The 24,585-nt window shown below is 73.5% G+C and carries 22 protein-coding genes and 1 riboswitch; of the genes, 10 read left to right on the top strand and 12 right to left on the bottom strand.

Translation table 11 applies throughout. The features are described 5' to 3' along the window. Positions 1–61 precede the first annotated feature (61 nt). Together ACLWS4_RS33020 and ACLWS4_RS33015 are read right to left on the bottom strand one after the other, a co-directional pair. Positions 62–1,363, bottom strand: a complete 1,302-nt coding sequence (locus ACLWS4_RS33020; protein WP_416876057.1) for a hypothetical protein — start codon at positions 1,361–1,363, stop codon at positions 62–64. A gap of 196 nt (positions 1,364–1,559) precedes the next feature. Beyond that, positions 1,560–2,867 carry a hypothetical protein gene (locus ACLWS4_RS33015; protein WP_416876056.1) on the bottom strand — a complete coding sequence of 436 codons (1,308 nt, stop codon included), beginning with the start codon at positions 2,865–2,867 and terminating at the stop codon, positions 1,560–1,562. 262 nt (positions 2,868–3,129) lie between these two features. On the opposite strand from ACLWS4_RS33015, the gene ACLWS4_RS33010 reads away from it, so the two are divergent. Next, positions 3,130–3,330: a DUF5326 family protein gene (locus ACLWS4_RS33010; protein WP_049653234.1), complete on the top strand. Its 201-nt coding sequence runs from the start codon at positions 3,130–3,132 to the stop codon at positions 3,328–3,330. A gap of 87 nt (positions 3,331–3,417) precedes the next feature. On the opposite strand, the gene ACLWS4_RS33005 is transcribed toward ACLWS4_RS33010, so the two are convergent. Next, positions 3,418–5,913 carry a PKD domain-containing protein gene (locus ACLWS4_RS33005; RefSeq protein ID WP_416876055.1) on the bottom strand — a complete coding sequence of 832 codons (2,496 nt, stop codon included), beginning with the start codon at positions 5,911–5,913 and terminating at the stop codon, positions 3,418–3,420. Between the two features lie 238 nt (positions 5,914–6,151). Beyond that, a riboswitch (TPP riboswitch) is annotated at positions 6,152–6,286 on the top strand. Here ACLWS4_RS33005 and thiC point away from each other — a divergent pair. Further along, positions 6,281–8,095, top strand: a complete 1,815-nt coding sequence (gene thiC, locus ACLWS4_RS33000; protein WP_380777907.1) for a phosphomethylpyrimidine synthase ThiC — start codon at positions 6,281–6,283, stop codon at positions 8,093–8,095. Its footprint overlaps the riboswitch before it by 6 nt. Positions 8,096–8,153: 58 nt before the next feature. Here the strand turns inward: thiC and ACLWS4_RS32995 are convergent, their stop codons facing one another. Both ACLWS4_RS32995 and ACLWS4_RS32990 read right to left on the bottom strand, forming a co-directional pair. After that, positions 8,154–8,585 carry an SRPBCC family protein gene (locus ACLWS4_RS32995; RefSeq protein ID WP_416876054.1) on the bottom strand — a complete coding sequence of 144 codons (432 nt, stop codon included), beginning with the start codon at positions 8,583–8,585 and terminating at the stop codon, positions 8,154–8,156. 17 nt (positions 8,586–8,602) lie between these two features. Further along, positions 8,603–8,959 (bottom strand): VOC family protein, encoded by a 357-nt coding sequence (locus tag ACLWS4_RS32990; protein WP_388048455.1) that lies wholly within the window; start codon positions 8,957–8,959, stop codon positions 8,603–8,605. A 113-nt stretch (positions 8,960–9,072) separates the two neighbouring features. On the opposite strand from ACLWS4_RS32990, the gene ACLWS4_RS32985 reads away from it, so the two are divergent. Next, a complete protein-coding gene (locus tag ACLWS4_RS32985; RefSeq protein ID WP_416876053.1) occupies positions 9,073–9,870 on the top strand; it encodes a helix-turn-helix domain-containing protein in 798 nt (265 codons plus the stop codon). A 15-nt stretch (positions 9,871–9,885) separates the two neighbouring features. Here the strand turns inward: ACLWS4_RS32985 and ACLWS4_RS32980 are convergent, their stop codons facing one another. Beyond that, complete coding sequence (locus ACLWS4_RS32980; protein ID WP_159028656.1) at positions 9,886–10,326, bottom strand: CBS domain-containing protein; 441 nt, start codon at positions 10,324–10,326, stop codon at positions 9,886–9,888. A gap of 307 nt (positions 10,327–10,633) precedes the next feature. Between ACLWS4_RS32980 and ACLWS4_RS32975 the strand changes: the two genes are divergently transcribed. Together ACLWS4_RS32975 and ACLWS4_RS32970 are read left to right on the top strand one after the other, a co-directional pair. After that, on the top strand, positions 10,634–11,083 hold the full coding sequence (locus ACLWS4_RS32975) for a DUF5994 family protein (RefSeq protein WP_375876529.1): 450 nt from the start codon (positions 10,634–10,636) through the stop codon (positions 11,081–11,083). Between the two features lie 191 nt (positions 11,084–11,274). Next, positions 11,275–11,712, top strand: coding sequence for an SRPBCC family protein (locus ACLWS4_RS32970; protein WP_117488805.1), 438 nt, complete (start codon positions 11,275–11,277; stop codon positions 11,710–11,712). 74 nt (positions 11,713–11,786) lie between these two features. On the opposite strand, the gene ACLWS4_RS32965 is transcribed toward ACLWS4_RS32970, so the two are convergent. Further along, positions 11,787–12,173, bottom strand: coding sequence for a VOC family protein (locus tag ACLWS4_RS32965; protein WP_049659221.1), 387 nt, complete (start codon positions 12,171–12,173; stop codon positions 11,787–11,789). A gap of 134 nt (positions 12,174–12,307) precedes the next feature. Between ACLWS4_RS32965 and ACLWS4_RS32960 the strand changes: the two genes are divergently transcribed. Continuing rightward, the gene (locus tag ACLWS4_RS32960; protein ID WP_416876052.1) at positions 12,308–13,231 is read left to right on the top strand and encodes a LysR family transcriptional regulator; all 924 of its coding nucleotides are present in this window, start codon (positions 12,308–12,310) and stop codon (positions 13,229–13,231) included. Between the two features lie 21 nt (positions 13,232–13,252). Here the strand turns inward: ACLWS4_RS32960 and ACLWS4_RS32955 are convergent, their stop codons facing one another. From ACLWS4_RS32955 to ACLWS4_RS32935, 5 genes are all read right to left on the bottom strand, one after another. After that, on the bottom strand, positions 13,253–13,381 hold the full coding sequence (locus ACLWS4_RS32955) for a hypothetical protein (protein WP_416876051.1): 129 nt from the start codon (positions 13,379–13,381) through the stop codon (positions 13,253–13,255). 430 nt (positions 13,382–13,811) lie between these two features. Further along, positions 13,812–15,269 carry an alpha/beta hydrolase family protein gene (locus ACLWS4_RS32950; RefSeq protein WP_416876050.1) on the bottom strand — a complete coding sequence of 486 codons (1,458 nt, stop codon included), beginning with the start codon at positions 15,267–15,269 and terminating at the stop codon, positions 13,812–13,814. Between the two features lie 182 nt (positions 15,270–15,451). Then, positions 15,452–16,435 carry a hypothetical protein gene (locus ACLWS4_RS32945; RefSeq protein WP_416876049.1) on the bottom strand — a complete coding sequence of 328 codons (984 nt, stop codon included), beginning with the start codon at positions 16,433–16,435 and terminating at the stop codon, positions 15,452–15,454. A gap of 272 nt (positions 16,436–16,707) precedes the next feature. Further along, on the bottom strand, positions 16,708–17,820 hold the full coding sequence (locus ACLWS4_RS32940; RefSeq protein ID WP_082345671.1) for a metallophosphoesterase: 1,113 nt from the start codon (positions 17,818–17,820) through the stop codon (positions 16,708–16,710). A gap of 421 nt (positions 17,821–18,241) precedes the next feature. Then, the gene (locus ACLWS4_RS32935; RefSeq protein ID WP_074001983.1) at positions 18,242–19,399 is read right to left on the bottom strand and encodes a LacI family DNA-binding transcriptional regulator; all 1,158 of its coding nucleotides are present in this window, start codon (positions 19,397–19,399) and stop codon (positions 18,242–18,244) included. Positions 19,400–19,741: 342 nt separating this feature from the next. On the opposite strand from ACLWS4_RS32935, the gene hisC reads away from it, so the two are divergent. From hisC to ACLWS4_RS32915, 4 genes are all read left to right on the top strand, one after another. Next, on the top strand, positions 19,742–20,821 hold the full coding sequence (hisC, locus tag ACLWS4_RS32930) for a histidinol-phosphate transaminase (RefSeq protein WP_049651240.1): 1,080 nt from the start codon (positions 19,742–19,744) through the stop codon (positions 20,819–20,821). Between the two features lie 323 nt (positions 20,822–21,144). After that, on the top strand, positions 21,145–22,527 hold the full coding sequence (locus tag ACLWS4_RS32925) for an efflux RND transporter periplasmic adaptor subunit (protein WP_416876048.1): 1,383 nt from the start codon (positions 21,145–21,147) through the stop codon (positions 22,525–22,527). A gap of 9 nt (positions 22,528–22,536) precedes the next feature. Next, positions 22,537–23,373, top strand: coding sequence for an ABC transporter ATP-binding protein (locus ACLWS4_RS32920; RefSeq protein WP_416876067.1), 837 nt, complete (start codon positions 22,537–22,539; stop codon positions 23,371–23,373). Next, a complete protein-coding gene (locus ACLWS4_RS32915) occupies positions 23,370–24,581 on the top strand; it encodes an ABC transporter permease (RefSeq protein WP_380781635.1) in 1,212 nt (403 codons plus the stop codon). The genes ACLWS4_RS32920 and ACLWS4_RS32915 overlap by 4 nt, the downstream gene beginning before the upstream one ends. The last annotated feature ends 4 nt before the right edge of the window (positions 24,582–24,585 follow it).

Genomic DNA, 24,585 nt, shown 5'->3' with positions numbered 1-24,585 from the left:
GCGGCGCCCGCACGTCGTCCGGAGCGTCCGGACGACGTGCGGGACCGCGGGCGGGTGCGGGTCAGCCGGTGACGAAGTAGCCGGTCAGGTCGGCGACGACGCTCACCGGGCCGCCGTGGTTGAAGACCGAGTAGGTGCCCCCGCCGGTGACCCCGGTGGTCGCCGAGTTGGCGATGGTCTGCCCGGGTTCGACGTTGACGGTGGAGGTGTTCGGCGGCTGGCCCCCGCCCGGGAACACCGTGAGGTGGCCGGCCTCGGTGACGTCGGTGATCGTGACGTTGGCCTCGACGCCCAGGACGTTCGGGACGGAGCCGTCCGTCGGTACGGCCCGGACGGTCGCCGTGGCTCCCCGTTGGAGCCTGCCGCCGATGTCCCGGGTGTCGAGGTTCCGGACCGGGGTCTTGAGCGCGCTGAACAGGCCCTTTCCGGACGGTCCGTAGGAGCCGACCACATCGACGATGACGTGTACCCAGCCGGCGCGGTTGTAGAGGTCGATCTTCCCGTCCGCCCCGACCGGCACCACGACCTGGTTCGCGACGGTCGACCCCACCGGGAAGTTGACGTTCGAGCCGTTGACGGGCCGGGCCGTCCCGGTCGGGTAGGCGGTCAGGAAGCTGTCCCAGGAGCCGTCGGTCGCGGTGACGTTGAGGATCACCGAGGTGGCGTCCGCGGTCCCCAGCTCGGGGCGGGCGACCTGGTACGTGCGCACCGCGTCGCCGCCGAGCCGGCCGGTGCCGTCGCTGCGGCTGTCGGCGATCCGGGTCGGGGCCAGCGGGCCGTACTTGTCGGTCGCGGTGGGGGTGTAGTAGCCGACCACGTCGAGCACCACGTCGGTGGTGCCCGCGTTGTTGTAGAGGGTGACCGTCCGGGTGTATCCGGAGCTCCACAGGTCGCCGACGGCGACCGTGACCAGGTTCGAGACGGTCTGGCCCGCCCTGAAGTTGATGCTGGAGGTGGCGGGCGCGGTGCCGGCCGCGCCCGCGGCGGAACTGAGCGACACGTAGCCGTCGGCGGTCGGGTTGGTCACCGTGACGTTGACCAGCACGGCCGTGCTCTCCGTCGGCACGGGGGAGGTGCAGGGGAACGGCGGGTGGTGGCCGCAGACCGTCGCCAGCGGAGTCCGGTAGTACTCGCCCGCTCCGAGTTTGCCGTGGTCGTGCGTCGGGACCTGGTTGTAGTCGCGGGTGTCCAGGACCCGGGTCGGGGCGATCCCGACGAAGCCCGCCGGCGTGGTGGTTCCGGCTGCCGCGGCCGTGGCCGGCGAGGCGGCGGGTGCGGCGGTCGCCGGGACGGCGGCGAGGGCCGGGGCGGTGAGGACGAGCGCCGCCAGGGCGGCGAGGGACATGGCTGTTCTGGCCCGCATGATCGGATCCCCCCGGGGGTCGACGGTGCTGGACGGGCTTGCTCCCAGTACTGGTTGGACGCATCGGGCCGCCCGGGGTTGTGCCCCTCCGGCGGAATTCCCGGCGGGGTGCCCGGACGCCGCTCGTCCCGGGCCCCGCCCGGCCCGCCGACCCGGGTGCTCCGGGGCCGGCGGGCCGGGCGGGATCGTGGCCGGCTCAGCCGGTGACGTAGTAGCCGTTCACGTCGGCGATGAGGTCCAGTCCGAACCCGTGGTTGAAGACGGAGAACCTGCCCTCGGGGGTCACCGCGGTGGTCGCCGAGTTGGAGGTGTCCCGCGCCGCCCTCACGTTGAGGGTGGAGGTGTTCGGCGCCTGGCCGGGCCCGGGGAAGACGGTGAGGTGGCCGTCCGCGAGGACGTTGGTGGCCGTCACGTTCGTCTCGACCCCCATGGCGTTCGGCACGGAGCCGTCGGTGGGGACGGCCTGGACCTGCACGGTCGACCCGGTGGCCACCGAGTAGCCGTTCCGGGTGTCCAAGGCCCGCACCGGGTTCTTGAGCGCGCTGAACAGGCCCTTTCCGGACGGTCCGTAGTAGCCGACGACGTCGACGATGACGTGCACCCAGCCGGCGTGGTTGTAGAGGTTGATCCTCCCGTCGGGCCCGACCGGCACCACGACGCGGTTCGAAACCGTCGTGCCCGCCGGGAAGTTGACGTTCGAGCCGTTGGTGGGCCGGATCGTCCCGGTCGGGTACGCGGTCAGGAAGCTGTCCCAGGTGCCCTCCGTCGCGGTGACGTTGAGGATCACCGAGGTGGCGTCCGCGGTCCCCAGCTCGGGGCTGGCGACCAGGTACGAGCGCATCTCGTCGCCGCGGAGCCGGCCGGCGGTGCCGTTGTCGCGGCTGTCGGCGATCCGGGTGGGGGTCAGCGGGCCGTACTTGTCGGTCGCCGTGGGGTTGTAGTAGCCGACCACGTCGAGCACCACGTGGGCGGTGCCCGCGTTGTTGTACAGGGTGAGCCACGGGACGAAGCGGTTGACCGGGCCGGTCGCGACCGTGACCAGGTTGGAGATGGTCTGGCCGGCCCTGAAGTTGATGCTGGAGGTGGCGGGCTTGGTGCCCGGAGTGCCGGGGGTGCCGCTGACCGTCACGAAGCTGTCGGCGGTCGGATCAGTCACGGTCACGTTGACCACCACGGCCGTGGCATCGGCCGGGATGACGCCGTAGCACTCCTGCGGGGGGTGGTTGTGGCAGCCCGTGGCGATCGGGGTCGAGTAGTACTCGCCCTCCTGGACCGGCCAGACGCTGTGGGTCGCCGGGTTGCCCGCGCGGGTGTCCAGGATCCGGGTCGGGGCCATCCCGACGAATCCGGCCGGTGCGGTGGCGCCGGGGGCTGTGCCGGCGGCAGCGGTGGCGGCCGCCGGGGCGGTGGCCGGGGCGGCGGTCGCGGGCACCGCGGCGAGGGCCGCGACGGTGAGGCTGAGCGCCGCGAGAGCGGCGGTGGACATGGCTGTGCTGGCCCGCATGGGTCGGGTTCCCCCCTGGTAGACGGCGCCGGGAGGGCATGGTCCCGGCACTAGGTAGGACGTTCCGGAAGGCCGGGGGTTGTGCCGCGTCGGAGGAATTCTCGGGGGTCACCCGGGGGGTCGGGATCGGGGGGATCTCGGGGTTCTCTCCGGGCCGTTGGGCCTCGTTCCGGCACTCGCGCCACCGTACGATCGAAGTACCGAAAGCAAGCGGGATGCGGCACCGGACGGCGGCCGACCCGAGGGGAGAAGAGGAACCGACATGGCTGAGCTCTGGAAGTCGCTGCCCTCCTGGGTGCGCAACATCGTCATCCCGGTGCTGGTCCTGGTGCTGGCCTGGAACATCGTCGCCTTCGTGTTCGGCGTCGTCGGCGCACTGCTCTCGATCGTGATCAAGCTGCTGGTGGTGGTCGGTATCGCGGCCGCCGTGGTGGTCCTGGTGAAGAAGGCGGCCAAGAGCTGACCGGCCGCCCCGACCGCCGCCCTGAGGCCCGGCCCCCCGCGAGACGGGGAGCCGGGCCTCTGGCGTTCTCCGGTGTCCGGAGTGCTGCTACTGGTTGCGGTAGTAGCCGAAGAGGTCGGCGATGACCTGGGTGGTGCCGGCGTGGTTGGCGATGTCGAACCGGCCTCCGTCGTCGACCGGGACGGTGGTGTGGTTGGAGACGTCCAGCCCCGGGCTGGCGTTCAGGTTGCTGGTGTCGGGCTGGGGCGTCCCGGACGCCCACGCGGTGAGGTGGGTGGCCCCGGTGGTGCCGGTCGCCGTCAGGTTGACCACCGCGGCGGTCGCGCCGGAGGGCACGCCCCGGACCTGCTGGGTGGAGAACGGGGTGAAGGTGACGTTGCCCCGCGAGTCGAGCAGACGGGTCGGGGGGACCGGGGTGAACAGGCCCTTGCCGTCCGGGCCGTAGTAGCCGAAGACGTCGACCACGAGGTGCGAACTGGAGGCGTTGGTGAAGAGCTCGACGCTGCCGTCCGCGCCCAGCGGGACCACCACCTGGTTGGGGATGTTCCGGCCCGGGGCGGTGTTGAGGTTGGAGCCGGCCGCGGGGCGCTGGGTTCCGCCGGGGTAGACGGTGACGAAGCCCGCCGAGGCGGACTCGGTGGCGGTCACGTTGAGCACCGCCGAGGTGGCGCCCGCCGGGACGCCGCCGGCGCCGGCCACCTGGAGCCGTCGGGGGGTGCCTCCGGTCAGCGGGGTGGCGTCGGAGCGGGTGTCGAGCAGCCGGGCCGGGGCGACGGAGGTGAAGCGGTCGGGGCTGCCGGCCGTGAAGTAGCCGAGGACGTCGGCGACGGTGTGCACGTAGCCCGCGTTGTTGCGCACCACCACCCTGCCGTCCGGGCCGATCGGCACGGTCACCAGGTTGGCGACGTCCTGGCCGGGGCCGAAGTTCACGTTCGAGGTGGTCGGCCGGGCGGCGGCGGACGGGTAGACGTCCAGGTGGCTGTCGGCGGTGCCCTCGGTGGCGGTCAGGTTGAGCACGACGGCCGTGGCGCCCGGGGGCACCAGGGTGCCGGCCGAGCCGGAGACGCGGTTGCGCAGGTCCAGATCGATGGTCTCGCCGGGGCCGAGCCGCGGGTAGCGGCCGCCCGGCTGGCGGGAGTCCAGGATGCGGGTCGGCGCGATCGCGGTGTAGCCGGCCGGGGTGTAGTCGACCTTCCTCCACTGCACATCCGTCCGGCTGGCGCCGAACTCGTCGGTGGTCGTGAGCTGCACCCGGTAGTCGCCGGGCTTGGCGTACACGTGACGCACGGTGGGGCGGTTCGGCCCCGACGCGGTGGTGCCGTCGCCGAAGTCGTAGGAGTAGTCGGTGATCCGCGACGGGACGACGGGGTTGGCGTCGACCGTGACGGCCAGCGGGTCGGAGCCGGTCTCCGGGGTCACCTTGAGGTCGGTCTTGAAGGAGCCGACGACCTCGTACGCGCCGCGGTCGCGGAAACCGCCGTTCGGGCCGGTGTTGGGGACGTCCGGGTGGTCCGTCGCGCCGTGGCCGAGCAGGTCGACGGCCGAGACGCCGGGCACCTCGGGGCCGGCGGAGTCGATCACGCCGTTGGGCAGCCAGCCGAGGGCGGCCACCGGCATCGAGTACCCCCACAGGTCGGGGTCGAACTGCACGCTGACGTTGAGGTCGTGGCCGCCCTGGCCGGTCGCGGCCTTCAGGTTCTCGGCCCACTGGTACTTGGTGCCACCCCACTCGTAGGTGGGGATGTGGCCGAGCCCGGGGGGCTGGATGGTGTTGTAGTCGAGGACGGTGCCCTCGGTCGAGCCGGCCGACACCCGGACGACGGACATGTCGGCGAGGTTGTTCGTGATCGTCGCGTGGTGGGACGCGCCGGCCAGGTCGAAGGCGGTCGACACCGACCACTGGAACCGCACCGTGTTGTGGGTGATGACGGTGTTCGGCGCGTCGGTCAGCGACACGGCCGACCCGAACGTGGAGTTGAAGTCGTTGCCGGCGATCACTGTCCCGGAGATGCCCGGCCCGACCTTCACGCCGCCGCTGGCCAGACTGACGATCGAGCGCTCCACCCGGACGTGGTCGCTGGCGCCGGTGACGTTGACGGCCGGCCGGAGGACGTCGCCGTTCGGCTGCTCGATCAAGTTTCCGGAGAGCTCGACCCGGCTGACCCCGTCGAGTTCGAAGTGGGTCACGTCGAAGCCGGAGAAGACGACGTCGTGCTGGCCGGAAATCCTCACCGCCTGCTTCTGCGGACCGGCGATGACCGGAAGGGTCTTCTTCAGGGCGAGGCGGCCGGCGCCGCGGAAGGTGATCGGCCTGCCGGGCTCGCCGGAGCGCCGGACGGTCAGGTCCTCGGCGTAGGTGCCCGACGCGACCTCCACGGTCTGGCCCGGCAGCACCTGGTCGGCGGCGGCCTGGACGGTGCAGAACGGAACCGCCCGGGTGCCCGGACCGCTGTTCGAGCAGGCGGAGTTGGAGCCTTCGACGTACAGGACTGCGGCCGGTTCGGCCGCCACCGCGGGCAGTGGCAGGCCCACCACGGCGGAGACCACGGCGGCGCTCAGGCCGGCCGCGTGACGGATGCGCACGGAGTACTTCCCCCAAGAATCGTCAGAGCCGCGACACCCCGGGCCGGTCGCCCGCACGGAGGGGCCGTGCGCGACCCGGTGGAGTGCCTGCGGAGCATTCGTGAGCATTATGAGGGTGCGTTCGGACACTTTCGGCCACCGGGGTGCCGTCGACGAGGACCCGCCGCCGGCCCGTGAGGCGCTCTGGACCTGCGGCGATCCGCTCGCTACGGTGTTGGGCGTCGTGTGCAGGCAACACCGCCTGCGACGCGGGAGCTCGGAGCACCGGGCTGAGAGGACGCTGACCGGGACGTCGACGGACGGACCGACGGCTGCGTCGACCGCAGGAACCTGACCGGGTAATGCCGGCGTAGGGAGTAGAGGTCAGATGACCACGTTCGAAGCACAGCCGCAGTCTGTCCGGAGCGCCCCCAGCAGCGAGCGCACCGGCTACCCGACCCCGGCCTGGCACAAGGCCTACCGCGAGGGATCGCGCCCCGACCTGCGCGTCCCGTACCGCGAGGTGCGGCTCACCAACGGCGGGACCGTCCCGCTGTACGACACCTCCGGCCCGTACACCGACCCGTCGTACGAGCCCGACGTGCGGCGCGGCCTGCCCGCGCTGCGGGACCCCTGGATCCGCCAGCGCGGCGACGTCGAGGAGTACGACGGCCGCGAGTCGCGCCCCGAGGACGACGGGATCAAGCACACCTCGCCGCGCGGCGGGAACCTGCGCAACCTGGACGCCGTCTTCCCCGGCCGCCCGCGCCGTCCGCTGCGCGGCCGCGATGGTGCCGCCGTCACCCAACTCGCCTACGCCAAGCGGGGCGTGGTGACGCCGGAGATGGAGTTCGTGGCGCTGCGCGAGGGCCTGGCGCCCGAGTTCGTGCGGGCCGAGGTGGCCCGCGGCCGGGCCGTCATCCCGGTCAACGTGAACCACCCCGAGGTGGAGCCGGCCGTCATCGGCACCAACTTCCTGGTGAAGATCAACGCCAACATCGGCAACTCGGCCGTCACCTCCTCGATCGAGGAGGAGGTGGAGAAGATGACCTGGGCCACCCGCTGGGGCGCCGACACCGTCATGGACCTCTCCACCGGCCGCAACATCCACACCACCCGCGAGTGGATCCTGCGCAACTCCCCCGTGCCGATCGGCACCGTGCCGCTGTACCAGGCCCTGGAGAAGGTGGACGGCCGCGCCGAGGAGCTGAGTTGGGAGGTGTACCGGGACACCATCGTCGAGCAGTGCGAGCAGGGCGTCGACTACATGACCGTCCACGCCGGCGTGCTGCTGCGCTACGTCCCGCTCACCGCGCGCCGCAAGACCGGCATCGTCTCGCGCGGCGGCTCGATCATGGCGGCCTGGTGCCTGGCCCACCACCAGGAGAACTTCCTCTACACCAACTTCGAGGAGCTCTGCTCCATCCTCGCCTCCTACGACGTCACCTTCTCGCTCGGTGACGGCCTGCGTCCGGGCTCGATCGCGGACGCCAACGACGAGGCGCAGTTCGCCGAGCTGAAGACCCTCGGCGAGCTCGGCCGGATCGCCCGCGAGCGGGACGTCCAGGTGATGATCGAGGGCCCGGGCCACGTCCCGATGAACAAGATCCGGGAGAACATGGATCTCCAGAAGGAGATCTGCGACGAGGCGCCGTTCTACACCCTCGGCCCGCTGACCACGGACGTCGCCCCCGGCTACGACCACATCACCTCGGGCATCGGCGCCGCGATGATCGCCTGGTGGGGCACCGCGATGCTCTGCTACGTGACCCCCAAGGAGCACCTGGGCCTGCCCAACCGGGACGACGTCAAGACCGGCGTGATCACCTACAAGATCGCCGCCCACGCCGCCGACCTGGCCAAGGGCCACCCCGGCGCCCAGGCCTGGGACGACGCCCTCTCCGACGCCCGCTTCGAGTTCCGCTGGGAGGACCAGTTCAACCTGGCCCTCGACCCGGAGACCGCCCGCGACTTCCACGACGAGACCCTCCCCGCCGAGCCCGCCAAGACCGCGCACTTCTGCTCGATGTGCGGCCCGAAGTTCTGCTCGATGAAGATCTCCCAGAAGATCCGCGACGAGCACGGCGACGGATCCACCGCCGTCTCCAGTGAGTTCGACGCCGAGGCGCTGGCCGGCATGGCCGAGAAGTCCGCCGAGTTCGCGGCCCAGGGCAACAAGGTCTACCTCCCGCTGGTGGACTGACCCGGGACGCCGGAGCGCCGCCCCGATCAGCTCGGGGCGGCGCTTTCGCGGTCCTCCGCTACCTCCCGGCGTCGGGGCTGGCGACCGGTGCGGCGGCCTCCAGCGTGCGGCGGATCACCGCCGAACCGTGCTCGACGGACTCGGCGATCGGTGCGGCCAGGGCCTCGGGCAGGACGTCGGTGTGCCACACGAACCTCGTCCGGCCGCCGGCCTCCGGAAGGGCCTGCATGGACGCGTGGTGGTGGGACGGGTGGAGGCTGCCGCCGACGACCGTGTAGGCGACCCGCATCGCCTCGTGGTCGAGGTCGACGAGCCGTTCGAGCACGATCGTGCCGTCGGCGAAGGTGACGGTGCGCGTGTCCGAGCTCAGCACGGTGTCGGTGACGAACCCGGGCGCCAGCCGCTCGTGCACCGCGCCGTAGTCGCTGAGCACCGACCACACCGCTTCGGGGCGGGCGTCGATGACGAGTTCCTTGTGGATCGAGGCCATGGGTGGTCGACTCCTCGTCAGGCCGAAGCGATGCAGAACAGGTGGCCCTCGGGGTCGGCGAGAACGGTCCAATCGCCTTCGCCGGGCTGGAACTCCGGCCTGGTCGCCCCCGCCGCGAGCAGCTCCTGCACCGCGGCCTCGGGATCGGCGACCGCGAAGTCGAGGTGGGCGTGCTTCGCGGCGTCGGGCCAGCCGGGCCCCCGGTAGCCGGCGACCCGCTGGAAGGCCAACCGGACCGGCCCCGCGCCGAGTTGGACGAAGTCGTCGTCGGCCTGCCCGAGGTCCCAGCCGGTGACCTGGCGGTAGAACCCGGCGAGGGCCCGGGGGTCGGCGCAGTCGATGGTGATCGCGGTGAGCTCCGCGTGGACGGCCATGGACGGCTCCCTTCCTGTCGTCACGTGGGCCCCAGCATCCGGGGTGACGGCACCGGAGGTCTTGAAGATCCTTGCGGGCCGTCCTGTCGTACCCGGCGGGTACCGTCCGCGGCATGCTGTCCGCATCGACCCTCGCCGCCCGGCCGGAGTTCACCGTGACCGTGGTGGGGTGCCGCTCCGACCACACCCAGTGGTCGCAGCCGGAGAGCCGCGACGACCACCGCCTGGTGCTGGTGCGACGCGGCAGGTTCCGGCGGTCGGCCGACGGCACCGACACCGATCTGGACGCGACCACGGCCTACCTGGGCGCGCCCGGCGAGCAGGAGCGCTTCGCGCACCCGGCCGGCGGCGACGTCTGCACGTCGGTCAGGTTCGAGCCCTCCCTCCTCGGGCGCCCGCCCGCCGCGACGACGGTGTACGTCGACGCGCGCGTCGACCTCGCCCACCGCCGTCTGGTCGCCGCCGCGGGCACCGGCGACATCGACTACGCGCTGGCGGAGGAACTGCTCCGCCTCGTCGCGGCCGCGGCCGGTGAGCCGACCGCCCGCGCCCGGCGGGCAGGCCGGCCGGCCGACCGGGCGCTGGCCGCGGCGGCGCGCGAGGCGATCATCGAGGAGGCCCCGGAGGCCGGTGGGCTCTGCGCGCTGGCCGCGCTGCTGGAGGTGTCGCCCTACCGGCTGAGCCGGGTGTTCTCCAGGGAGACGGGCGTCTCGCTGACCCGCTACCGCAACCGCGTACGCGTCACCCGGGCCATGGACCGGATCGTCGAGGGCGAACCCGGCCTCGCCGCCCTGGCGGCCCAGCTCGGCTTCGCCGACCAGGCGCACCTGACCCGCGTCGTCCGCGAGCACGTGGGACACACACCCACGGCACTGCGCCGGCTGCTCGCCCCGGGCCCGGGCCCGTCATGAGCCGGCGGGGCGGGGTCACGCGGGCACGGTGACGACCAGGTCGGGGGCGAGCAGGCCGGCGGCGCGGTCCGCGGTCAGCGCGCCGAGGATGTAGCCGTCCTCGTCGACGACGGGCCAGACCGCGAGGTGCTTGATCCGCATGGCGATCGCGGCCAGGGCCAGGCCCATGGTCGGCCAGGCGAACGGGCCGCGCTGGTGGGTGGTCGAGCTGATCGCGGTCCGCTCGGCGTACCAGGAGCGGGTGAGGAACGGATGGAGTCCGGTGCGGGTGACCAGCCCCTCGCAGCGGCCGTCGTGGCCGCGGACGAGCAGGTAGTCGAGGTGGGCGCCGCGGAGGACGTCGTCGGCCTGGTCGACGGTGCTGTCGTCGGCTATCTGGTAGTCGCAGGGGTCCATGGCGTCGGCGACCGTGAGGCCGTGGCAGGGTCGTGCGGGCTGGGGCGAGTGAGTGGTCACGGCGTTCACCGCTTCCCGTCTCCGGCCGCCCGCCGGAGCGGGGCCTGCCGGGCTGTCCTTCACCCAGAACGAAGCCGGAACGGGACCGGAATGCGGGTTGCCCTGGATGTCTCCGAGGCTACTCCCCGGGCGGACGGCGCGGAGTGCGGTGCGCGGGACGGGGCGGAGAGCGGGGTGACGGGCGGCCCGGGGGAGGTCGCGGCGGAGTAGCGTGGGAGGCAGCCGAGGACATTCCGCACACCGGCATCAGCGTCGACGTCGCCCTGGGTCATGACGGGTCCCGCGTGGACCGGACGGGCGGCCTCAGATGATGCCGATCCCCCTCCCCAACCCTTCGCCCACCGGGCCGTGGACGGTGCCCGGTGCGCCGCTGCTGCCGCGCCTGGAGCTGGAGCCGACGCAGTCGCGGGAGGGTGTCTTCGACGGGGCCTGGTGGCCCCGCTCGAACCAGGTCAGCACCGAACTGCCGGACCTGATCACCGCGCTCGGCGCCCACTTCGGGCGCATCCTCCGGGTCGGCCTCGACACCTCGGCGTGGGACGGTGTGCCCCGGTCCGTGATGGCGAACGGCCTGATGATCAGGATCAACTGGTTCCCGGGCAGCGACGCGACGATCAGCGTCACCCGGGGCCTCCAGGACCACTTCCTGCTGCTGGTGGTGCCGCCCGGCACCGACCCGACGACGGCCGCCTCGGCGATGGCCGGCGCCTCCGCGACCGGGAACCACACCCCGGCGGCGGAACTCCTGCTCGGCTGACGGCCGTCGGCGCTGCGCGGGCAGCGGGCAGCGGGCAGCGGGAACCGGCTCCGGGTCAGGCTCAGGAGAGCTCGTCGGAAGAGCTCCGGAGAACTCGTCGGAAAAACTTTCGCGGGGAGCGATGAGTTCTCGGGGCGGTCCCGGTCTACCCCTGTGCAAGCGACAGACGTGACCACGGAGGAGATCCCGAGATGACCGAGAACCTGGGCGAGCTGACCATCACCCGCGAGCTGCCGGGCACCCCCGCCGCCGCGTTCGAGGCGTACTTCGAGCCGGAGCAGTTCGTCCGCTTCTGGGGTCCGGTCGGCACCCACGTGCCGCTGGACACCGTGACCATCGAGGCGAAGGAGGGCGGGCGCTACGACAGCACCATGGTGGTCGACGAGACCGGCGACCGGTACCCGTTGAAGGCGGAGATCACCGAGATCCGGGCGGGCGAGTTCTTCGCGATGGTGGAGGAGGGCTCGGGCATGCGCTCCACCCTCACCTTCACCGGGCTCGACGAGGGCCGCACCCGGGTGGTGCTGCACCAGACCGGGGTGCCGGAGATGTACCGCGGCCCGGAGGCCGAGGCGGGGCTGAACTCCAGCTTCGACCGGCTGGTCGAGCACCTCGCCGGCCGGAGCTGACCCGGCGGCCGGCCGCGTGCCGTCCCGGCCCGGTGCACGGGCCGGGGGCGGCGCCCTTCGGCGGTCGGCGCCGCTCAGCGGTCGGTGTCCTGGGGGTACCAGCGGAGTTCGACGGTGTTGCCGTCCGGGTCCTGGACGTAGACGGAGGTCGCGGTGCCGCGGGCGCCGTAGCGGGGGACGGGGCCTTCGAGGACGGTGAAGGTGCCGGCGTCGATGACCTCCTGCCAGTCGAGGGGCTCGACGGTGAGGCAGAAGTGGTCGACGTTGGACTCGTGCCGGGGGCGGTGGACCAGGTCGATGATGGTCTCGGCGCCGACCCGGACGGACGGGAACGGCGCCCGGCCGGCCCGCCACTCGTCGACCCGGACGGGGGCCAGGCCGAGCTGGCCGGAGTAGAAGGCCAGCGAACGCTCGACGTCGGCGACGTTGAGGACCAGGTGGTCGAAGGCTACGACGCGCATGGGTGATCGGCTCCGCTCGGGTGCGACTGCTGGGGACGGGTTCCACGATCCTCCTGGCCGGAGGACTGATCAACGCGTGATCGTCGTACGATCGTTGAGCCGCATTCAACGATCGAGGGGCGGGCGGGACCGGGATGCTGGAGCGGCTGGAGATCGAGGTCGTCCTCGCGCTCGCCGAGGAGCTGCACTTCGGGCGGACCGCCGAGCGGCTGCACCTGACCACGGGGCGGGTCAGCCAGGTGGTGCGGAAACTGGAGCGCCGGATCGGTGCGCAGCTGTTCGACCGCACCAGCCGGTCGGTCCGACTCACCGCGCTGGGGCGGCAGTTGGCCGATGACCTGGTGCCGGTGGCGGCGGCGACGGAGGCGGCGCTGCGCCGGGCGGAGGACGCCGCCCGGGGCGTCACCGGGGAGCTCCGGGTGGCGTTCCTCGGGGAGTGGACGGCGCCCGTGCTGCTCAAGGCGGCCGCGCTGTTCGGCGAGCGGTACCCGGACTGCCGGGTGGACGTGCGCGAGGTGCAGCTCTCCAACTCCCGGTCGAGCCTGGAGGACGGCTCGGTCGACGTCCTGATCGCCTCCTACCCGTTCGACGGCATGGCCCGCGGCCCGGTGCTGCTGACCGAGCGGCGGGTCCTCGCGGTGGCGGCCGGGCACCCGTTGGCCGCGGAGCGGTCGGTGTCGGTCGAGGTGCTCGCCGACCACCCGGTGGTGCAGTACCCGGCCGTCACCTCGGCGGGCTTCAAGCGCGACCGCACCCCCGACCGCACCCCGTCCGGCCGTCCGGTGCCCAAGGGCCCGTCCGGCGGCACCTTCTCCGAGCTGCTCAGCCTGGTCGCGATGGGCCGCGGCGTCCTCCCGGTCGGCGAGCACTCCCGCCGCTACTACCCGCGCCCGGACGTCGCGTACGTGCCGATCCACGACGCGCCCCCGATCGAGCGCGGCCCGGTCTGGCTGGAGAGCAACACCACCGCCCGGGTCCGCGCCTTCGTCCGGGCGGCGACGGACGTCGTCGCGGAGCGGCCCGGGGGCGCGCCGCTCCGCGCGCCGGCGACGGACTGACCGCGCCCGCCCCGAAGCGGTTCAACTCGCCCTGCGCCGACGGTAGTAGTGCACGGTGAGCACGGCGAGGAGCGGCCCCCAGGCGGCCAGCGGCAGGTAGCCGATCCAGAACACGACGGTCTGCCAGCCGTGGGTGACGACCCCGGCCACACCTCGCCCCAGCGGGCGACCAGGCCGAAGCAGAGGAGGGCCAGCGCCTCGCTGACCACGCTGAGCGCGAGGATGTACGCCCAGCCTCCGTCGAACGGGGCGGGGTCCCGCTCCGCTGGTGTCGGGCCGTGGTCGAGCAGCGGCAGGCCGACGATGAAGCCGCCGATCCGCCAGAGGCAGGAGGGCAGGACGGCCAGGGTGATCGCGTACCCGGTGCGGACCGCCCAGCGGGGCACGCCCGGTGCGGAGGTGCCGTGCAGTCGTGCCGCGATCGTCCGTGCGCCCATGGTTCCGCCTCCCGATCCGGGCGGACGCGGTCCGTCCGCCACCGGCTCCGACCCTCCCGGAGCGGGCCGGCCGGGGCGTCCTCATCCGGGCCGAACCCGCTCCCCCGGGCGAGGGAGCGGGCCGTTGCCCCGATGGCGGGGGGTCAGGGCAGCAGCAGTCCCCAGGACAGGGCCCAGGGCAGGAACACCAGCCCGGCCAGCAGCAGGGCGCCCAGCCGCGCCCGGTCGGCCATGGAGGCGGCGGCCAGGGCGGCCCGCTCCCGCCGGGCGCCGGCCGCGGCGACGGCGGCCGCCCCGAGGGCGAACAGCGCGAGCAGCTGGACGGCCAGCCAGACCACCGGGCGGCCGAACAGGACCGGGCCGGGGAACATCGCGGCGGTGAGCATCAGGAAGAGCAGGTAGCCGAGGGCGCCCAGGAGGGCGGCCGTTCCGGCGAGGGCGGCCCAGCGGGCGGCCCGGGGCAGGGCGGCCGGGCGCGGCCGGCGGCGCAGGAGGCGGACGGCGCCGCTCAGCGCGTAGCCCGCGAAGCCGGTCAGGCAGAGCAGGGTGGCGACGACCTCGAACCAGGTGGACTCGTACCAGGGGAGCGGGTCGAGCGCGAGGCTGCGGGTGTCCTGGTGCGGGGCCGGGTCGGCGGAGGCGGCGGGGAGGCCGGTGGCGAGCCGCTGGATCCAGGCGGACTCGGTCCCGGCGTAGTCGGCGGGGAGCAGGTCGGGCCGGTCGTAGCCGTCGTCCCGGGTCAGGTGCAGGTTGTGCCGGACGTCGGGGACGGTCCGCAGCGTGTAGTGGGTGTTGCCGCCGCGGTCGAGGGCCCGGCGGATGATCGTCGCGCTCTCCTCGGGGGCGGCCTCGCGGTCGAGCGTGCCCCACTCGGCCAGGACGGGCTGCCGGACCCGCTCCCACACCGGCACCGGGTCGTAGTCGGCCTCCGGGAAGAGCCCGGCCGCCGAGAGCAGGCGGACGGAGGTGTCCGAGAGCGCGGTGACCAGCGAGCCGGAGACGCCGGCGTGGCGCAGGTAGCCCTGGTACGCCCAGGCCTGCTGGCGGGCCGGGGTGAGGCCGACGGCCCCGACGGTGACCAGGTACGCCGCCTCGGTGGTGCGGGTGGCGGCGAGCGAGGCCACCCAGGCGCCCTCGGACAGGCCCCACAGGCCGACCCGGTCCGGGGTGACCTCCGGCCGGGCGCGCAGCAGCCGGACGGCGGCCAGGGCGTCGTCGGCCAGCTGCCCGTAGTCCCGGTGGGTCGTCGAGTAGCCGTCGGTGCGCTTGTCGAAGACGAGGACGGTGACGCCGTGCCGCGCGTACGACTCGGCGGCGGCCCGCAGCTCGGCGATCGGGCCCGGGCCGGCCCCGGGGAGCATGACCAGTCCCGGGCCGGGGGTGCCGGCCTTCGCGCCGGGCGCGGCCAGCACCAGGCCGTGCAGGACGGTGCCGCCGGCGCCGGTGAAGTCGACCGGGCTGGGGACCGGATCGCCCGCCGCCTCGGCTGCGGCTGCTTCGGCTCCGACGCCGGGGAGCAGTCCCAGCAGGGCCGCCAGCAGGGCGGTGACCAGCAGCAGGGCCGGTCCGGTTCGGGCCGGTCGGACGGGTCCGGTGCGCATCGCTGGTCTCCCCCGGGTCGTGCTCCACTCGTGGGTTCCAGCCTGGCGGGCAGCGGGGCCCGGGACGATGGTGGCCGCCCCCGGACCGGGGGTGGGGATGTCCCCCGGTCCAGGGGCGCCGGCCGGGGAGCGGGGGTGGGGATGTCCCCCGGTCCGGGGGCGCCGGCCGGGGAGCGGAGGGTTCAGCGGACCTCGTCGGGTCCGGTGAAGTCGGGCGGGGTGTACCCGGGTCCGGTGAAGTCGGGTGGGGTGAAGCCGGCGGGGCGGGGGACGCGGCCTTCGCGGTCGGTGAGTTTTTCGGCGTCGGGTCCGGTGAAGTCGGGCGGGGTGTACCCGGGGCCGGTGAAGTCGGGCGGGGTGAAGCCGGCCGGGCGGGGGACGCGGCCTTCGCGGTCGGTCAGTCCTTCGGCGCCGGGGCTGGTGAACGAGGGTGAGCTGTAGCCGGGTCCGGTGAAGTCCGGGCTGCTGAAGTCGGGACCGGTGCCGTCGGGGCGGCTGACGCCGGGTCGGGTCGCCGGGTCCGGCACCGGCGGCAGCGCGTCGAGCAGGTACGGGAGGAGTCCGCGCTCGCGCAGCGCGGTGCGCCATTCGCCGTGGGCGTCGCCGAGTTCGGCGGCGAGCTCCGGGTCGGTGCCGGCCGGGGCGGCGGCGGCGCCGTCGCGCAGGGCGGTGAGCAGCAGCCCGATGATGCCGATGGCCATCGCGGCGACCCCGGCGGCGAGCGCCACCCAGCCGGCCGTGACCAGGGAGCCGGCGAGGGCGAGGCCCGGCTCGGCGGCGCGCAGCAGGTAGCCGATCAGCAGCAGGAACAGGGCGGCGGCCCAGGCCAGGATCGGGGTGAGCACGGTGAGGACGGGGAACGGTCCGCCTCCGCCGCCGCCGGTGCGCAGCTGGGTGAGCAGCCCGGGGTTGGCGGGTTCGCCGCCGGGCGGTGGCGGGGGCGTGCTGTGCAGGGCCTCGCGCAGCCGGGTGTAGTGGGCGTACTCGGTGGCGGCCGCGGCGTTGACGCGGTCGGCGTCGCGCAGGGCGCGGAGGCGCAGTTCGGCGGTGGCGAGCGCGCCGGGTGCGCGCAGGGCGGTGAGGACGGTGCGGTCGCGCAGGGCTTCCGTGAGGAGGCGCTCGTACTCCGGGCGGTCCTCGGCGAGCAGGGGCGGGGGGTTGGTCATGGGGACCCCGTTCGTGCGGACCCCGTTCGCTCGGCCCCGGGGGCGCACGGCCCTCAGGACGCCGAAACGGGCGCGGAGGCGGGCCGCCGGACGGGCGGCCGGGTGTGGTGTGCCTCATGGTAGGGGCGGGCACGCCCGGGCTGACAGTCGGTTTCCGGAATTTCGCGCCCCCGGACGCGCGCGTGCGACGGTTCGGGCGCCGGGAACAACTGTTCTATGCCTGGCGTCAGTTGGCGTACGGCCGGGCGGTCGGGTGACAGGCGGCCGGGCGGTCAGCCGATGGGCAGCCGGGCGACCAGCAGCCGCCCCTCCATGGTGACGCCGCCGTCCATCGCCACCGCGAGGTCGTCCGCGTACACGTACGGCCCGGGGATGTGCGGCGGCTGGCCGTCGTCGTTGTGCACCGCGCCGGTGAGGTACGGGATCGGGCTGTGCCCGTGCACGATCCGGCTGCCGCCGTAGGTGTCCAGCAGCTCGTGGACGGCCAGCGGCCCGGCTTCGCCGCGGAAGGCGAACCGCTTGGTGAAGCGGCGGAAGCAGTCCCACCACTCGTCCACGCTGCCGTCGGCGAGCAGGCTGTGCACCGCGTCGTTGACGTCGGGGATGGACTCGCCGTACTCCAGGTACGCGGTGGTGTCGGAGTGCAGCAGCAGGTGGCCGTCCTCCACCGCCATGGCGGGGAGCCGGGAGAGCCAGCTGATGTGGTGCGCCTCCAGGCGGTCCAGGTCGTTCTGCTGGCCGCCGTTGAGCCGCCAGGCGGCGAGGAAGGAGGCGGTGCCGGCGGTGGACTGGACGGGCTCGTCGCCGTACTTGGCGGCGCCGAGGAAGAGCAGTTCGTGGTTGCCCATCAGGGCGCGGCAGTAGCCGCCGGCCGCGGCGGCCTCGGCGGCCAGCTGCATGACCAGGTCGATGACGCCGATGCCGTCGGGGCCGCGGTCGGTGAAGTCGCCGAGGAACCAGATCCGGGCGCGGCCGGCGGACCAGTGGCCGTCGGCGTCGATCAGGCCCTGGTGGCGCAGCTCGGCGCGCAGCTCCTCCAGGTAGCCGTGGACGTCGCCGACGACGTAGACCGGGCCGGGGGGCTCGCCGGGGCCGGGGGCCGGGTACGGGTAGGTCGGCGCGGCGGGGTCGGGCAGCGGCGGGCCGAGCTCGATGGTCGGCGGGTCGTCGCGGCCGGCGAGCTGGAGCGCCGGGGAGGGCTGGTCGGGCAGGGTGGGTTCGTAGCCGCCCTGGTCCTGGCCCTCGTACCCGCTCCGCTCCTGGCCGCCCTCGTACCCGTTCTGCTCCTGACCGTCGTACCCGCCCTGCTCCTGGCCCCCCTCGTACCCCGGTCCGTTCTCGTAGCCGCCCTGTCCCTGCTGCGCGAAGGCCGGGCTGTGGTCCATGCCGATCCCCTGGGCGTGCACGGTGTGGCCCTGGCCGTCGGCGGGCCAGTGCTGCTCCAGGTAGCGGGCTCCGCCGTAGCCGCTGTAGGTCTCCCCGTCGTGGGTCTCCCCGTCGTACGGGGCCGCGGGGTAGCCGGTGGAGGGATCGGGTTCGTAATAGGTGCCGTACGGCAGCACGTCGAGGTCCGGCTGGTGGCGGGGGCCTGAGTGGGGGTGCTCAGGCCCGGGGAAGCGGTCCTCGGGTGTCATTCGCCCATCATAGGAAGACCACTCTCCCGGCGTCGTCACCTGGTGGGTATCCAATCCTCCGGAGCGTCAGCCGGGCGGCCCCACAAGGTCCGTTTTGTCCCGGCTCGGTACGGTCTCGTCAGCTCTGCCCGGGCGCGGCGGCCCGGTCCCGGGGCCGCCGCGGCGCGGTGGTCTAAACCTCGCCAGGCGACCGGGGCGGGCTGACGGTGGTGCGCGGACTCCGGCGCTGGGAGGACGCGCGGACGATCAGTTCGGTCGGCATCAGGGTGCCCGGCGGCGGCCCGGTGCCGGCGGTGCGGAACCGGGGCGGGAAGAGCCGGGCGATGTCGACGCCCGTCCCGGAGTCCACGCCCTCGATCGCGTCGATGAGCAGGTTGACCACGGTGGTGCCGATCTTGCGCGGCTTGAGCGAGAGCGTGGTGATCGGCGGTTCGGTGGTGGCGTAGACGTCGCTCTCGCTGCAGCAGACCAGCAGCAGGTCGTCCGGCACCCGCAGGCCGTACCGGCGGGCGGCGGCCAGCAGGTCGGTGCCGTTGGGGTCGAACAGCCCGTAGACGGCGTCCGGCCGGTCGGGCCGGGCGAGCAGCCGGTCGGCGGCGACGGCGCCGGCGGCCGGGTCGTGCGCCGGGTAGGTCTCGTACACCGGCTCCTGGCCGACCTTGGCGCACCAGCCGAGGTAGGCCTCGGTGGAGAGCCGGGTGTAGGTGTCGGTGCTGGTGCCGGTGAGCAGGCCGATGCGGCGGGCGCCGGCCTCGGAGAGGTGGTCGAGGATGCCGAGCACGGCGGCCTCGTGGTCGTTGTCGACCCAGGCGGTGACCGGGCAGTTGCCGGGCTTGCCGTCGCTGACCACCGGGACGCCGGACCGGTACAGCTCGCTCACCAGGGGGTCCTGGTCGGGCGGGTCGATGACCACGGTGCCGTCGAGGGCGATGTTGCCCCAGACGTCGTGGCGGGAGGAGGCGGGCAGCACCACCAGCGCGTAGCCGCGGCCGAGGGCGGCGCTGGTGGCGGCCCGGGCCATCTCGGCGAAGTACGCGAACTCGGTGAAGGTGAACGGCTCTTCACCGTAGGTCGTGACGGTCAGGCCGATCAGGCCGGACCGTCCGGTGCGCAGGGTGCGGGCGGCCGCGGAAGGGCGGTAGCCGAGGCGCTCGGCGACCTCGCGCACCCGGCTGCGGGTCTCGTCGGGCAGGCGGCCCTTCCCGTTCAGCGCATCGGAGACAGTGGTGATCGACACTCCGGCGGCTGCTGCCACATCCCGGATGCCGGCCCGCTCCAGACGCCGTGAGGTGGTGGGACGCCGACCGCTCTGGTTGGCTGCTGCTGTCATGGCGGACCGATCGTATGGCTCCTGACAAGGGTCTGTGACCGGCGCATCGGGAGCCCGCAAAGATACGTTTCTCCACGAGTGAGCCGGGGTGCGCCCCTTCGATACCCGCCTGAAACCAGGCCTCTTACCTCTGACATGTGCCAAAGGAACCGGGCAGAATGGCTGATCTGCGCCTGTAACCCGACCGGGCATCTCACTCCTACGGGTGAGGGCGGTCGGTATCGTGCAAGGCACCCGACCGGGGTGGTCCGGACGCGTCACGAGGTCCCGGGCACGGCGGCGACCCCGTCCGTGGCGGGCGAGCGCACCGGAGAGTTCCGCAACTGGAAACGGAGTACGACCGTGAGCAGTGGTACGTCAGCGCAGGGCCCGCGGCTGCGGCCGACCCTCGACGGCATCCCCACGTACAAGCCCGGCAAGCCGGCCGGCGCCGACGCCTACAAGCTGTCCTCGAACGAGAACCCCTACGAGCCGCTGCCCGGCGTGCTGGAGACGGCGGTCAAGGCGGCCGGCTCGTTCAACCGCTACCCCGACATGGGCGTCACCGAGCTGACCTCGGTGCTGGCCGAGCGCTTCGGGGTGCCCGCCGAGCACATCGCCACCGGCACCGGCTCGGTCGGCATCGCCCAGTCGCTGGTGCTCGTCACGGCCGGCCCGGGCGACGAGGTGATCTTCGCCTGGCGCTCCTTCGAGGCGTACCCGATCGTCGCCACCGTCGCCGGGGCCACCCCCGTCCCGGTGCCGCTCAAGGCGAACGGCGACCACGACCTGGACGCGATGCTCGCCGCGATCACCCCGAACACCCGGCTGGTCTTCGTCTGCAACCCCAACAACCCCACCGGCAACGTGATCCACCGCGCCGAGCTGGAGCGCTTCCTGGACGCCGTCCCGGCCGACGTCCTGGTCGTGGTCGACGAGGCCTACATCGAGTTCATCCGCGACCCCGAGGTGCCCAACGGCATCGACCTCTACCGGGACCGCCCGAACGTCTGCGTGCTGCGCACCTTCTCCAAGGCGTACGGCCTGGCGGGCCTGCGGGTCGGCTTCGCGATCGCGCACGAGCCGGTGGCGGCCGCGCTGCGCAAGGTCGCCACCCCGTTCGGCGTGAGCCGGCTCGCCCAGGACGCGGCCGTCGCCTCGCTGCGCGCCGAGGAGGCGCTGCTGGAGCGGGTGGAGGCGCTGGTCGAGGAGCGCACCCGGGTGGTGGCCGGGCTGCGCGCCCAGGGCTGGGAGATCCCGGACTCGCAGGCCAACTTCGTCTGGCTCTGGCTCGGCGACCGCTCGCAGGAGTTCGCCGCCGCGTGCGCCGAGGCCGGTGTGATCGTGCGGCCGTTCCCGGAGGGCGTGCGGGTGTCGATCGGCGAGGCCGAGGGCAACTCGATCTTCCTGGCGGTGGCGGAGGCCTTCCGCAAGTCGCTCTGACTCTTCCCTCGGGGCCCGCAGGGGCGCGTCGGTCCGCCGGCGCGCCCCTGCGGCGTTTCCGCGCGGGTGCCGCGTGGCGCCGCGCGCCTCCCCGGAGCTCCCGGCAGCTCCTCGCGCCTCCGTGAGAACGTCCTCAGAACGCCCTCCCGGATGGCTGGAGATCGCTGGGAGCCCGCTGGGAGTTCGCCCAACGGCCGCCCACGGGACGGCCAAGGCGCCCGCACGGGACGGATGTTCTGTCCGCAATGCCCGGATCCGGCCGGTCAGGCTTCTCCCAGCCGCCGCCCAGCACGACGCAAGAGCCCGCCGGGAAGCTGTCCGCCATGAAGGTGCTCCCACGGCGGCGAGGCGCCGTCCTCGTCAACTCCGCGCTCGGCGTGGCCCTGCTGGGCGGCGCCGCCCTGGTGTACGCCACGGTCAGCGGCAGCTCGGGCCCGGCTTCCGCGAAGCCCGCGGCCCGTACCGCCACGGTGTCCAAGGGCACCGTCCTGGCCACCGTGTCCGGAACCGGCACCCTGGTCTCACCGACCGACGCCGCCCAGGACTTCACCACCGGCGGGAAGCTCACCGCGGTGAAGGTCACGGTCGGGGACGCCGTGCAGAAGGGCCAGGTGCTCGCCACCGTCGACACCACGGCGGCCCAGCAGCAGGTGGACGCGGCCCAGGCCGCGCTCACCACGGCCCAGGCCAACCTCACCAAGGCCCAGGCCGGGGTCACCACCACGACCACCGAGCAGCTGCCGGGCGCCACCTCCGCCGCCACCCCCGGCGGCGGGGCCGGCAGCGGTGGACGCGGGGCGGGCGGGAGCAGTACGCCCGCCCCGCAGACCACCACCGTCACCACCACCAAGGTCGACGACGCGGCCGTGGCCCAGGCCCAGCAGCAGGTCGCCACCGCGCAGACCAACCTGGCCAACGCCCAGGCGGCGCTGGCCGGCACCACCCTGACCGCCTCGGTGGACGGCACGGTCGCCTCGGTCTCCGGCAAGGTCGGCGACACCGTCGGGGCCACCGGCTCCGGCGCCTCCGCCTCGTCCTCCTCCGGCAAGTCCACCGGGACCGGCACGGGTTCGGCGGCCGCCCCGAGCGGCTTCATCGTGCTCACCAACCCGACCGGGATGCAGGTCACCGCGAACTTCTCCGAGCTCGACTCGCTCAAGCTGAAGAAGGGCGAGGCGGCCACCGTCACCCTGAACGCGCAGTCCGACACCAAGCTCAACGCGACGGTCCTGTCGGTCAGTTCGCTGCCCACCGGCAGCGGCTCCGGCGGCGCGGCCGGATCGGCCGCCGTCCAGTACGCGGCCATGCTGCAGATCACCGGCGACACCAGCACGCTGCGCACCGGCCTCAGCGCCACCGTCCAGGTGATCACCGGCGAGGCCGACAACGCGCTCTCGCTGCCCACCTCCGCGCTGTCCGGCACCGGCACCTCGCGCACCGCGACCCTGGTGCAGCCGGACGGCGCCTCCGAGCGGGTCACCGTCGGGGTCGGGGTCGAGGGCGACAGCACGGTGCAGGTGGTCTCCGGGCTGAAGGAGGGCGACAAGGTCGAACTCCCCACCACCAGCGGCGGGAACGGCTTCCCGAACGCCTCCTTCCCGGGCCTCGGCGGCAACCGGGGCGGGGCCGGCGGCGGGGTCTTCCCGGGCGGTTCCGGTGGCGGTGGCGGCGCCGGTGCCGGGGCCGGTCGCGGCGGCAAGGGCTGACTCGTGAGCATGCGTCACGTCATCGACAAGCGCGTCCCCGCGCACCCCGTCCCGGTGATCCGCATCCGCGGCCTCACCAAGGCGTACGGGCACGGCGACGCCACCGTGCACGCGCTGCGCGGCCCCTCCGACCCGGAGACCGGTGCGCCGCGGGGCGTCAGCCTGGACATCGAACAAGGCGACTTCGTCGCCGTGATGGGCAGCTCCGGCTCCGGCAAGTCCACCCTGATGAACATCCTCGGCTGCCTGGACGTCCCGACCGCCGGCCGCTACCTCCTCGACGGCACCGACGTCGGCCACCTGGACGAGCAGCAGCTCGCACTGGTGCGCAACCGCAAGATCGGCTTCGTCTTCCAGTCCTTCAACCTGGTGCCCCGCACCACCGCCCTCGCCCAGGTCGAGCTGCCGCTCGCCTACGCGGGCGTCCGGACCGCCGAGCGGCGCCGCCGGGCGATGGCCGCGCTGTCGCTCGTCGGGCTCGCCGAGCGGGCCGGCCACAAGCCCAACGAGCTCTCCGGCGGCCAGCAGCAGCGCGTCGCGGTGGCGCGGGCCCTGGTGACGGCGCCCGCGATGCTGCTCGCCGACGAGCCGACCGGCAACCTCGACAGCCGCTCGACGGAGGAGGTGCTGGCCCTGATCGACGGGCTCAACGCCACCGGCCGCACGGTCGTGCTGATCACCCACGAGGACGAGGTCGCCCGGCACGCCAAGCGGGTGCTGCGACTGGTCGACGGGCAGATCGTGAGCGATCTGCGGCAGGCGCCCGTGGAGGGGCCGCCGCCCTTCCTGGACACGGCCTACGCGGAGCTCGCGGCGGGCCCGGCGGGCGCGGAGGTGCCGGCGTGATCCTCTGGCAGACGCTCCGCTTCGCGGTCGGCGGCCTGGCCGCCAACAAGGTGCGCTCGGCGCTCACCATGCTCGGCGTGCTGATCGGCGTGGCCTCGGTGATCCTGCTGCTGGCGGTCGGCAATGGCTCGTCGGTGGCGGTGAAGGACTCGATCACCTCGCTCGGCACCAACTCCCTGACGGTCAGCTCCGGTTCGGCCAACGGCGGCTCCCGGGCCACCTCCTCGGTGAAGAAGCTGACGGTCGCCGACGCCAAGGCGCTGGCGAGCGACACCGACGCGGGGGCGATCAGGTCGGTCGCCCCGGTGGTCACCACCAGCGGCACCGCGCTGTACGGGAACATCTCGTACAGCCCCGGCTCGATCGTCGGCACCTACCCGTCGTACTTCGAGACCGCCAACCAGAAGGTCGCGCACGGCGAGTACTTCACCGACGACGACGTGCTCGACTCGCGCAAGGTCGCGGTGCTCGGCGCGACGACGGCCAAGCAGCTGTTCGACACCGAGAACCCGGTCGGCAAGTCCGTCGTCCTCGGCGGCACGCCGTTCACCGTGGTCGGCGTGCTCCAGGCCAAGGGCGGCAGCGGCTTCACCGACCCGGACGACGTCGTCATCGCCCCGCTGCCGACGGTGCAGAACGCCTTCACCGGCTTCGGCTCCGTCAACCAGATCCTGGTCCAGGCCGCGAACGCGGACAGCACCACGGCCGCCCAGTCCGAGATCACCCGCGTCCTGCTCGGCACGCACGCGATCGCCGACCCCGCCAAGGCGGACTTCCGGATCACCAGCCAGGCCTCCCTGCTCACCGCGAGGGAGAGCACGACGAAGACCTTCACCGTGCTGCTCGGCGCGGTCGCCGCGATCTCGCTGCTGGTCGGCGGGATCGGGATCACCAACATCATGCTGGTGACGGTCACCGAGCGGACCAGGGAGATCGGCATCCGCAAGGCGCTCGGTGCCCCGCGCGCGGTGATCCTCGGGCAGTTCCTCACCGAGTCGACGCTGCTCTCGGTGATCGGCGCGGGGTTGGGCGTGGCCGCCGGGATCGCCGGCTCGCACTTCAGCATCGTCGGCATCAAACCCGTGGTGATCCCCGAATCGGTGCTCGGCGCCTTCGCCATCGCCGTCGCCATCGGGCTGTTCTTCGGCAGCTACCCCGCCAACCGGGCCGCCTCGCTGCGGCCGATCGACGCCCTCCGGCACGAGTAGGACT

The organism is Kitasatospora sp. SC0581 (assembly GCF_048159585.1).
In the GTDB taxonomy this organism is placed as follows: Bacteria; Actinomycetota; Actinomycetes; order Streptomycetales; family Streptomycetaceae; genus Kitasatospora.
The sequence above is the reverse complement of the archived record's forward strand: the minus strand, read 5'-3'. Positions and strand labels throughout refer to the sequence as shown.